Origin of the sequence: Niveispirillum cyanobacteriorum (assembly GCF_002868735.1) — a bacterium.
GTDB lineage: Bacteria > Pseudomonadota > Alphaproteobacteria > Azospirillales > Azospirillaceae > Niveispirillum > Niveispirillum cyanobacteriorum.
Genome location: NZ_CP025613.1, coordinates 745,019 through 756,252 on the forward strand (window position 1 = coordinate 745,019; position 11,234 = coordinate 756,252).

Annotated in this window: 8 protein-coding genes; 4 read left to right on the plus strand and 4 right to left on the minus strand. The window is 63.1% G+C overall.

Translation table 11 applies throughout. The features are described 5' to 3' along the window. Positions 1-2 precede the first annotated feature (2 nt). The 3 genes from C0V82_RS24125 to C0V82_RS24135 form a co-directional block, all read right to left on the minus strand. The gene (locus C0V82_RS24125) at positions 3-1,652 is read right to left on the minus strand and encodes a hypothetical protein (RefSeq protein ID WP_102114956.1); all 1,650 of its coding nucleotides are present in this window, start codon (positions 1,650-1,652) and stop codon (positions 3-5) included. Positions 1,653-1,753: 101 nt separating this feature from the next. Next, a complete protein-coding gene (locus tag C0V82_RS24130) occupies positions 1,754-4,372 on the minus strand; it encodes a TonB-dependent receptor (protein ID WP_102114957.1) in 2,619 nt (872 codons plus the stop codon). A gap of 285 nt (positions 4,373-4,657) precedes the next feature. Then, on the minus strand, positions 4,658-5,584 hold the full coding sequence (locus C0V82_RS24135; protein ID WP_211107957.1) for a DUF4861 family protein: 927 nt from the start codon (positions 5,582-5,584) through the stop codon (positions 4,658-4,660). Positions 5,585-5,690: 106 nt separating this feature from the next. Here C0V82_RS24135 and C0V82_RS24140 point away from each other — a divergent pair, with 106 nt between their 5' ends. The 4 genes from C0V82_RS24140 to kduI all read left to right on the plus strand — a co-directional run bounded on the left by C0V82_RS24140 (position 5,691) and on the right by kduI (position 9,955). Further along, positions 5,691-6,446 (plus strand): FadR/GntR family transcriptional regulator, encoded by a 756-nt coding sequence (locus C0V82_RS24140; protein WP_211107956.1) that lies wholly within the window; start codon positions 5,691-5,693, stop codon positions 6,444-6,446. A gap of 174 nt (positions 6,447-6,620) precedes the next feature. Continuing rightward, entirely contained in the window at positions 6,621-7,922 is a 1,302-nt protein-coding gene (locus tag C0V82_RS24145; RefSeq protein ID WP_102114960.1) for an MFS transporter, read from the plus strand. Next, positions 7,919-9,085 carry a glycoside hydrolase family 88/105 protein gene (locus tag C0V82_RS24150; RefSeq protein WP_211107955.1) on the plus strand — a complete coding sequence of 389 codons (1,167 nt, stop codon included), beginning with the start codon at positions 7,919-7,921 and terminating at the stop codon, positions 9,083-9,085. The genes C0V82_RS24145 and C0V82_RS24150 overlap by 4 nt, the downstream gene beginning before the upstream one ends. A gap of 33 nt (positions 9,086-9,118) precedes the next feature. Further along, entirely contained in the window at positions 9,119-9,955 is an 837-nt protein-coding gene (gene kduI / locus C0V82_RS24155; RefSeq protein ID WP_102114961.1) for a 5-dehydro-4-deoxy-D-glucuronate isomerase, read from the plus strand. Positions 9,956-9,963: 8 nt separating this feature from the next. On the opposite strand, the gene uxuA is transcribed toward kduI, so the two are convergent. Further along, positions 9,964-11,136, minus strand: coding sequence for a mannonate dehydratase (uxuA, locus tag C0V82_RS24160; protein ID WP_102114962.1), 1,173 nt, complete (start codon positions 11,134-11,136; stop codon positions 9,964-9,966). Positions 11,137-11,234: the final 98 nt, after the last annotated feature.

Genomic DNA, 11,234 nt, shown 5'->3' on the forward strand with positions numbered 1-11,234 from the left:
CCCTATCGCCGCTTGGCCAACTGGTAATCATAGAGCGAGGGGGCCGCCGCCACGGGGTCCCCCGTGCCCTCAATATAGGGGGTGGGATTATAGCGGACCTGGATGGGGCGGTTGGCATGCAGGCCCACCACCCGTTCCCCCGGCCCTTCCAGACCACTGGTAATGGTGACGGTGGCATCGGCGGGGACGCTGTCGGGCATCACCAGTTTGGCGTTCCAGACGGTATTGTACAGACCATGGCCCGGCTTCCAGTAGGACGCACCACCGCCGACCCAGAGCCGGTACTGCCACTCGCCCTTCTTCTGCACGGGGTCGATCCACATGCTGATCTGGTCGAACAGGTTCTGATGGTTCGATCCGCTATGCTGATCAATCACGGCGTCTCGCTTCACCTGCGCACGCAGGAAGACGGCGCGGGTGGAGCGGGTATTGACCGACAGCGGATGGATCACGGGGTTGTCCACCACCAGATCCTTGACCAGCACATTATGCGCGGCCCCGACATGGACGGAGTAGTGGGCGCGGCGCTCACCACTGGTGACGATGTCTTCAATCGTCAGGTTGGCGGCATTGTCGGTCAGGATGCCGCTGTCAGACTTGTCGATGGTCAGATTGCGTATCCAGCCATCAAAGACGCCCGTCATATAGATGCCGTTATAGCCCTGCTCCAGATGATGGCCGAAGGACGGGCTTTCGGGGAATTGCAGGCGAAGATTCTGAATGCCGACATTGGTCAGGTGTTGCCATTCGCTCAGGATCGCCGGTTGATCGGCGCGCACATCGTGCAGGAGCGGATCGCCCAGTGTCACCCGCTTGCCCTTGATCGCCACGATCTTCGTCGATTGCGCCACCACGGCCCGGTCGGGCGAGGTCCAGTGATGGGACCCGATGGGCAGGTCGGTATCGCCATAAAGCGATTTCAGAATGGCGCTGTCCTTGCCCGCCGTCGCGAACCATTGCACGCGCAGCACATCCCCAACCTTCAGGCGCGATGTGTCATCCACGGTCAGGGTGCGGTCGAACTGCTTGCCCGCCACGCCCTTGGCCAGGGTCGGGTCGCGCTTATCAAAGGCCGGGTTATAGGAGGCGGGGCGGGTGCGATCCGGCCCCACAAAGATCATGCCGCCGCCCCAGCTATATTCGGAGAACAGATAGTTGATATTGTGCTCCGGCTGCACCTCGTACTTCTTTTCCTTGACCAGATACTGACGCAGCTCATCAAAATCGTGGCTGTTGTCGATCAGTTTCAGGGGGCGGGGGAAGTATATCTCGCTACCATCCGGCCCGTCGCCGGCCCCGTCCAGGACGATGTCGGAGCGGGTGATGCGCAGCACCTCGGTGATCTGGGTGCGGCCCTTGGGAAAGCGCAGGGTCACCTTGCCCGTAACGGCGTTCGCGGCGTCCAGCGCCTTCAAGGTGGCCTTGGTGTCGTCCAGCCCATCATCGGGGATGACGCCGTAATCGGTGACATTAACGATGGTGCCGGTATCGGTGGGGATGGCGCCCAGCCCGAAACCGTAACCGGCATAGGAGAAGTCAGGCAGAGGATTGGCCGCCCGCACCGCCTTGTCCGACAGGATTTTCGGCAGGTCGGCGGCGGAAGCCGTCAGGGCGGTGGTGGACAGCGCGAGGGCCAGCCAGAGACGCGTCATGTCGGGGGTTCCCTATGCGGATCACAAATGTCGAAGTCATTCCCAACCGTAGGTCAGGTCGAGGGCGAAGCCCGAGCCCTGACCTACGGCATTCTCCGACTTCAGAACTTCGCCCGCACACCCGCCGAGAAGCGGCGTTCGGAGATGGCGTAACTGTTCAGCGCAGTTTCATCGAAATTGCTGTATTCCGACGTGGCCGACTTCTTGGGCAGCAGGTTCTGGGCATTAAACGACACCGACACCTGTTCGGTGATGTCATACCCGACCTGGGCATCGAGCTGTGAACGGGCGCCGATGAAGCTGGGCCGCCCTTCGGAGAATTCGAACACCGCCTCATCCCGGTAATTATAGGCAAGGCGGGCCGAGAAGGGCCCCTTCTCATAAAGGCCGATCAGGTTGTAGCTGTTCTTCGACACCGCGACGAGCGGGAAGCCAGCATTATCCTCGCTGTCGGAATAGGTATAGTTGGCGATCAGGCCAAGCCCGTCGAACGGTTCGGGCAGGAAGTCGAAGAACTGCTGTATACCGACCTCAAAGCCCTTGATCTTGGCGCTGGCCAGATTTTCGGGACGGGAGAAGGTCAGTTCACGGCCCTGCGGGTCCAGATTGGTGTCGGTGCCCGTCGTCACGAAACTGGCGATGAAATCATCGACATCCTTGTAGAAGATGGCGCCGGAGATCAGCGAGCTTTTGCCATGGTAATATTCAAAGCTGATATCGCCCTGGGTGGAGACGGGCGGCTTCAGATCAGCATTGCCGCCGGTGACCGACAGGTTGGTGGCGTTGAAGAAGGTAGAAGGCGCCAGATCGGCAATGGAGGCGCGCTGCATCGTCTGTGACGCACCCAGCCGGATCAGGAAATCGTCGGTGACGTTGAAGGCGATATTCGCCGAGGGCAGGATGTTCGTATACTCGTTCTTGTCGGTGACCAGGGTGCTGGTCGTGCCGATATTGAGGAACGTATCAACCGACAGGCGGGTACGCGCCACGCGCACGCCGGCATTGGCCCGGAACGGAATATCCCCGATCTCCCCCTGTCCCGCTACCATCAGGTAACCGGCCAGCGTCTTCTCGCTGAACGTATAGTCACGCTGATTGTTGGGCAGCAGGGTGGAGCGGTCGCTGCTGTTGGGGTTGGGCTGTGCGGCCTGTGCCCGGGTGAAGACATAGTCGAAGGTGGGGGCCGTCGACAGGAAGCTGCGCGGGAAATTGCCGGGAATGTCCGGCAGGAAATTCTTGGCGTCGATCAGCTTCAGGTACGGCTCCAGCTCCGCCCGCGTCGGCGTCACCTGGCTGCGATAGGCGTTGGAGCGGGCACCCAGATCAGTGTAGCGGGCACCGCCGGAGAACGTTATGCCGCCGTCGGTCTCATAGCTGACATCCAACTTGCCCGTCCATTCATCCAGCACACCCAGCAGCCGGTTCGACCGCACGCCGTTGGTGGCGGGGTTGTAGGAGGCGTAGTTGGTGGGGTTGAAGGTGCCGCCTAGCGCCAGGGACGGGACCGTCACATCGCGGAAATCAAAGGTGCCGGGAACGGCGGCGGTGGCCTGCAAGGTGATGATCTGGATGGTCTGATCAATGGTGCCCTTGCTGTAATAGCCGTCGGCCTCCACCTTCAGGCCATCATCCTCATACTTGCCGTTCAGGCCATAGAGGAAGCTTTCCGTCGGTTCATTGCGGATCTGGCCCGCCGTCGTAACGGTGCCGTTGGCGGTGCCGGCAACCACCATGTTGTTCTCCGTCACGCGGTTGGTGACGGGGTTGTTGGTGGTGGGCAGGCGGAAGCTGAAGAAATCCTGGTGGCGGCCCGTCACCAGCTTGGAATAGAGCATGTCGGCGGTCAGGGTCAGTTCGGGCGTCGCCTCAAACTGGATGGCGCCGTTCACACCGGTGCGCGAGCGGTCGACGACAAAGTTTTCATACTGCATCAGCACGGGCGTCTGATTGACCCCGGCATTGGTGCCCGTGTAGGTGCGGTTCAGGAAATTGTTGCGCTCGAACGCCTGGGTGGTCGAGGTGCGCTTCTGATATTCTGCCGCCAGCATTACCCCGATGCGGTCATCGGCGAATTTGGTGGTGCCAAAGCCGGTGAAGGCCGGCTCCACCTTGTCTGTGACCTGGGAATAGACGCCCTGGGCCTGGAAGGAGAAAGTGGGCTTCTTAAAGCTCAAGGGCTTGGGCGTCGTCAGGTTGACGGTGCCGCCCAACCCACCTTCCGCCTGCGCGGCCAACGGAGACTTGTAGACGGCCAGCTTGCCGAACAGACTGGACGGTACGGCGTCCAGGCCCGACGAGCGGCCCAGCTGATCATTTTCCGGCGGGGACAGGCGGGCGGACCAGCCAAGAAGCGTACGGCCATCGACCTCCACTCGCACCTGCTGCAAACCGCGCACGGAGACGGACTGGCCTTCGCCGAAAACGCGGGTGATCTGCACACCGGTTACGCGCTGCAACGCCTCGGCCACGTTGACGTCGGGCAGCTTGCCCACATCGCTGGCCGTGATCACGTCCATCACCTGCGGCGCGTCCCGCTTGATATCGGCGGCCTGTTCCAGGGAGGCGCGAAGGCCGGTGACGATGATCTCTTCCAGCACCGCCGGGTCCGCGGCGGTATTGTTGGCGGCGGCGTTTTGCGCCAGCGCCGGTGACAGCGACAGGGCGGCAAAGGAAACGCCGCCAGCCAACGCGCATGCACCACGAACAGCCCAACTGGCCATGATCTTGTCCCTCCCATGTTACGCGGCACCGTTCCGCTTCGGCGTGAAGCGGTGCCGTCTTTTCTTTGCTGATGGATCCCCAGGGGGCCTTCCGGCCATTTCCCCAATTGCTTTACCTCGGTCCTGGGGAACCGATGAGGGCATGATGCGGCGGGTGATCCGACCTGTCAACAAATTCGTATGACAACTTTGGCATGACCAGAGACGTGTTACCGATAGGCAACGCATGGGTTTGGTCAGATGGCTTAGGCGAACCGAAAGCCATTGGTCATATAAATATTGACATTACGGCGCTACTGATCGATCCGCCGCTGTGAAATCCACCTTTTCTGCCGCCGCATGCCGGTCCCAGGCAGCACGGTTGGTGAAGCCGCCCTGCCCCTTGCTCCAGGCCGATCCGGAATAATAGACGAAGGGTTTACCGGGGGTGACACGTAGCAGGACCAGGTGGTTATCGGCGTCCTGGCGTACCTCCACGATCATGGCGGGATCGACGCGCAATGCCACGGCCATGCGCCCATGCTCGGGATTGTCAGGCCCCCACCAGGAGATCAGGCCAGTTGCCTTGTCCACCGTCAGGTCACCGCCGGTCCCGGTCACCTTCTTGCCGATCCCGATCCCCACGATCAGCGGGTCCGGCCGGTCGGAGTACAGGGTGGAGACCATGCGCGTGAAATGCGTGCCCAGCGGCAGTGTGAAACGCCGCGTCTCCCAGACCTTACGGTCGACATCCACGGGCCAGGGGGCGTAATCCACCTCGAAATCCGCGACATCCGAGCCGTTCTTCAGGATGCGGTACGCCCTGTAATTGCGCGATGTCCACAGCTTGTTGTCGTGCCAGATACCAAGGCCGCCGGCCCCACGCCCCTGCCCGACATTGTAGAAATCCATGCCCTCGCCCAGGTCATTATGATAGTCGCGGGTGCGCAACTGCCGGTCCATATAGGGCCAGACCACTTTCTTGCCCCAACTGTCGATACCGGACCCCGACGGCGGTTCCGCCGCCTCCAGCGCATAGCCATAGATGCGATGGGCAGTCTTGTCATTTTCCCACATCAGATCATCATAGCGATAATCGGCGAGGGTCACCGCCGCGCGCGGGGAACGGTCGGTCGGCGGCGGCAGGGTGGCTTTATCCTGCGCCAGGGAGGTGCCGGTGGTCAGGGTGGAAAGCAGCAGGGCCGCGAGCGCGGCGCGACGGGTCCAATACATATGACAACCTCCCATTATCCGGCATCTGACCGGTCGACCATTGTTTCGGTCGGTGTTACATTAGAAGTAACCGGCGGAGAGTGATATGACAAGTAGGGTTGGCGCCATGCGACAAGCGGATATGGGCGGCAGCGCGGACGAATCGGCGCGTGCAACTTCCCTGACCGATGATCTGTTCGTGAAGCTAGAGGCGCAGATCCGGTCAGGACAATTGCCACCCGGCAGCCGCCTGCCCACCCAGAAGGAAATCGCCGAGGCCGAGAATGTCAGCCGCACTGTCGTGCGTGAGGCGGTGGCGCGGCTGACGGCGCAAGGGCTGGCCGTATCACGCCAGGGGTCGGGCATGTATGTGGCCGATACCGCCGAATACCGCGCCTTTCAGATCACCAAGGACGAACTGCACGAACTGGCCGATATCGTGAAGCTGCTGGAGATGCGCCTGGGCGTGGAGACGGAGATGGCGGGGCTGGCCGCCGCCCGCCGTACCACCGCCGATATCGGCGCCATCCAGGATGCGCTCCAGGCCATGCGCGAGCTGCGCGGTGACCCCGTGGCTGCCGCCAAGGCCGACACGGCCTTTCACATGGCCATCGCGCGGGCCACGCAGAACGATTATTACGCGCGTTTCGTGGAGTTCCTGGGCCTGCGCCTGGTCCCGCCGCGCAATCTTTATCTTCGCGACCAGCCGGAAGAGGCGCACCAGGCCTATGCGGAGAAGGTGCATGGCGAGCATGAGGCCATTCTGGACGCCATCGTCCGCATGGACCCGGCCCGCGCCCGTGACGCCGCCCGCCATCATATGCAGGAAAGCCTGACCCGGCATTCAATGTTGAGCGCGGCGGCGCGCGGCAAGGGCCGGTAACCGCCCCTCCTGGCCTGACCAGTCGCGCTTGACCGTAGACCGCAAAGTTGTATGATAACTTTCAAGCGGCAGAAGTCCGCCTCGGGGAGGTATCATGCAACAGACCGTTCCGCCGGGGGCTTGTACCCCCGCGCTGTCCGCCCACCCCACGCCCGGCTCCCGGAATTCCCGGTCATGAGCAGCGGACGCGATGAGATTGTCGCCAGTGCCGCCGGCACGGCCAGCCGCTATCGCTGGGTGATCTGCGGTCTGCTGTTCGCGGCCACAGCCATCAATTATGTCGACCGGCAGATGATCGGTGTGCTCAAGCCGGTTTTGCAGGTGGATCTGGCCTGGACGGAGGCGGAATATGCCGACATCGTCTTCTGGTTCCAGGCCGCCTATGCCATCGGCTTTCTGGGCATGGGGCGTTTCATTGATGTGATCGGTGCCCGCTTCGGCTACGCCATCGCCTTCTTCTTCTGGACGCTCGCCCATTGCGCCCATGGCATGGCGCACAGCGTCACACAGTTCGCCATGGTGCGTTTCGCATTAGGCATCGGGGAGTCCGGCAATTTCCCGGCGGGCCTGAAGGCGGTCAGTGAATGGTTCCCGCAGCGCGAACGCGCCTTTGCCACCGGAATCTTCAATGCCGGGGCCAATGTCGGTGCCATCATCACGCCACTGCTGATCCCGGCTTTGACCCTGGCCTATGGCTGGCGCGCGGCCTTTGTGATTACCGGCCTGTTCAGTCTGGTCTGGCTGGTGGCGTGGCTGACGCTCTACCGTTCGCCGGACAAGCATCCGCGCGTTAATGCGCAGGAACTGGCCCTGATCCGCAGCGATCCGGTGCCGGCGGTGGAACGCATGCCCTGGCGCCGGCTGTTCCTGGTGCGGGAAACCTGGGCCTATGCGGTGCCGAAATTCCTGACCGATCCCATCTGGTGGATGTTCCTGTTCTGGCTGCCGGATTTCCTGGGTCGCCGCTATGGGCTGGACCTGAAAAGTTTCGGCCCGCCCCTGGTGGCGATCTATCTGCTGTCGGATCTGGGCAGCGTGGCCGGCGGCTGGGCATCAAGCCGCATGATCAGGGCGGGCTTCACGCCCAACCGGGCCCGCAAGCTGACCATGCTGTTTTGTGCGGCGATCATCCTGCCCATCGTCTTTGTGCAGTATGTCGATAATCTGTGGCTGGCCGTGCTGCTGATCGGACTGGCGACGGCGGGGCATCAGGCTTTTTCAGCCAATCTGCTGACCCTGCCGTCGGACCTGTTCCCACGCGCGGCGGTCGGGTCGGTGGTGGGGATCGGCGGGACGGCGGGTGCCATCGGCGGTATGCTGATCGCCAAGTTCGTGGGCTATATTCTGGGGGCCACCGGTTCCTATGCCCTGATCTTCACCGTGGCGGGGACCGCCTACCTGTTCGCCCTGGCCGCCCTGCATCTGTTGAGCCCGCGCCTGACCGCTGTCATTCCCCCGTCCAAGGAAACCCCATGAAGACGCCCCGCACCATCGCCCTTCTGGCCCTGGCCCCGCTTCTGGCCGCCCTGCCCGTGACCGCACCGGCGCAGGATACGCCCAAGGCAACGTCCCCGGCACCGGCGGCAAAGGCGGCCATCGACAGTGCCGTGAAACTGGCGCGGTGGCAGCTGGCACGGATGACCGATACCAGCCATATTCCCCGCGCGACCGGCGGCACGCGCAACCCGCGTGGCTGGGAGCAGGCCGTATTCTGGGTGGGCATGACGGAACTGGCCGATGCCGGTGCACCGCCCGACATCGCCAAGGCCATCCTCGATATGGGCGCCAAGAATGGCTGGACGCTGGCCGACCGCCCCTATCACGCCGATGACCACACGATCGGGCAGGCCTATCTATGGGCCGCCAGGCATGGCGCCAACCCGGCGGTCATCATTCCGGCGCGCAGGGTGTTTGATTTCGTGCTGGCCAACCCGGCACGGGTGAACCTGGCCTTCTATGTGCCGCCCACGGGGTACAATGACGCAGAGTGCCTGAAGCGCTGGTGCTGGTGCGATGCGTTGTTCATGTCGCCGCCGGCCTTTATCGAGATGTCGCGGCAGACGGGTGACAATCGGTATCGCGATTTCGCGCTGGCGGAATTCTGGGCCACCACCGACTTTCTCTATGATCCCGCCGAAAGCCTGTACTACCGCGACAGCCGGTTCTTTGAACGCCGCGATGACAAGCAGCGCAAGATGTTCTGGAGCCGGGGCAATGGCTGGGTTCTGTCAGGCATCGCTCGGACCCTCCCGTTGCTGGAACCGGGCAGTCCGGACCGGCTGCGGATGGAAGCCCTGTTCAAGGAAATGGCCGCCAAGATCAAGGCCACACAAAAGCCGGATGGATATTGGCCGCCCTCGCTGCTGGCCCCGGAAAACTCCCCGGCGGAAAGCAGCGGTACGGCTTTCTACACCCATGCCATCGCCTGGGGCATCAGCGCCGGCCTGCTGGACCGTGCCGCCTATGAACCCGTAGCGCGGCGCGGCTGGGACGCGCTGACCCGTTCCATCCAGCCGGACGGACGCCTGGGCTGGGTACAGCAGGTCAGTGACCGGCCGGAGCAGGTGGAACCCCAGGATACGCAATATTACGGCGTCGGTGCCTTCTTGCTGGCGGCATCCGCCATCGCGAAGCTCTGAGGCCGCCCCACACGCTGTAAAGCGGAGGCGATTTTGTTCGAAAAGACCTTCCACGCGACGCACCCCGCCATGATGGCGGGGGCGTCGAACGGGGACTTGCGCGACCGCTATCTGGTCACCGGCCTGTTTCGGGCGGGGGAGCTGGTGCTCAACTACTCCCACGGGGAGCGGTTCATCATCGGCGGTGCCGTACCCGCCGGGCAGAGCCTCACTCTGCCCCCGCACAGCGAACCCGACAGTGCGGCGGGCCAGCCACTGCTGTCACGGCGCGAAATGGGTGTGGTGAATATTGGAGGTGGGGCCGGCAGCATCACCGTCGATGGCGAGCGGTTTGAGATGGCCCCGCGCGACGCGCTGTATATTCCCATGGGCAGCCGCGATGTGCGGTTCGAGGGGGATAGCGCGCGTTACTACCTGTTGAGCGTGCCAGCGCATCGGGCGTGTGCCTTGCGCAAGCTGAGCCTTTCCGACATCACGCCGATGCGGCGCGGGTCCTTAGAGACCGGCAATGATCGCAGCATCTTCCAGCTGATCCTGCCCCATACCTGCGCCAGCGCCTCCCTTTGCATGGGCATGACAATCCTGGAGCCGGGCAGTGTCTGGAACACCATGCCGCCGCATGTGCATGAGCGGCGGTCGGAGATCTATCTCTATTTCGATCTGGGGGAAGATGACCGCGTCTTCCACTATATGGGCCATCCGGACCAGTTGCGGCACATGGTGATGGGCAACGAGGAGGTCGTGATCTCCCCGCCCTGGTCGGTGCATATGGGCTGCGGCACCCGCGCCTACAGCTTCATCTGGGCCATGGCGGGGGAGAACCTGGATTACAACGACATGGATGTGAAGGATATCTGCCAGCTGTGCTGAAGGGTGGCTTAACGCCCCCGCGCGTGGCGTATCCCCCGCTCCAGCCCGCGCAGTTCGGCCAGACCGCGCATGCGGCCCAGCAGGGAATAGCCGGGGTTGGTGACCTTGTTCAGATCGTCCAGCATCTGGTGACCATGGTCGGGGCGCATCGGGATGCTGCGGTTCTGTGCGTCCGACACCTCGCAGAGGGCCGTCACAATGTCGGCCATCCCGGCATTGCCTTCCAGATGGGCGGCCTCATGGAACGACTTTCCATCCGCTTCTCGCTGAACCGAACGCAGATGGACGAAGCCGATGCGGTCGCCCAGGCGACGTATGATTCCGGGCAGGTCATTGTCGGCGCGGGCCCCAAAGGAACCGGCGCAGAAGCACAGGCCGTTGGCGGCACTGGGAACCTGCCGGAACAGGTTGGTCACATCCGCCTCCGTGCTGACCACGCGCGGCAGGCCGAAGATCGGGAAAGGCGGGTCATCAGGATGAACCACAAGCTGCACCCCCGCCGCCTCCGCCGCGGGGCACACTTCCTCCAGAAACCGTACATGGTTGCGGCGAAGCGTCTCTGCCCCGATATCGCGGTAGGTGCCGATGGCGTCCAGGAACTGGGCGGAGGTGAAGCTTTCCTCACTGCCTGGAAGGCCGGCAATGATGGTGCGTTCCAGGGCGCGGCGGTCCTCCACATTCATCGCCTCGTACAGCGTGCGGGCACGGGCACGGACATCGGGGGCGTAGTCAACCTCCGCCCCCGGTCGTTCCAGAATGTACTGATCATAGGCCGCGACGGCGTCCCAGTCGAAGCGCAGGGCCAGCGCCCCGTCGGGCATGGCAAAGGACAGATCCGTACGGGTCCAGTCCAGAAGCGGCATGAAATTATAGGTCACGACCCGCACGCCACAGGCGCCCAGATTGCGCAGGCTTTGCCGATAGGCATCGATCAGGCGGTCCCAATCGGCGCCAGCGGTCTTGATCCCCTCATGCACGGGAACGCTTTCCACTACGTCCCAGGTCAGGCCCGCGGCCTCGATCATCTGCTTGCGGGCCTGGATGGCATCCACAGTCCAGACCGCGCCGTTCGGCAACTCATGCAGGGCCGTGACGATACCGGTGGCGCCGGCCTGGCGGATATCCACCAGCCGCACCGGATCGTTCGGGCCGAACCAGCGCATGGTCTGTGTCATCAACATGGTGCAATTCCCTGCTGCCCGCCCTGGCCACCCGGAAAGGGGGTGGGCCGGTCTTGTGTCCGGATTGATTGAACACCATTGGCGCATGGGAATTCAAC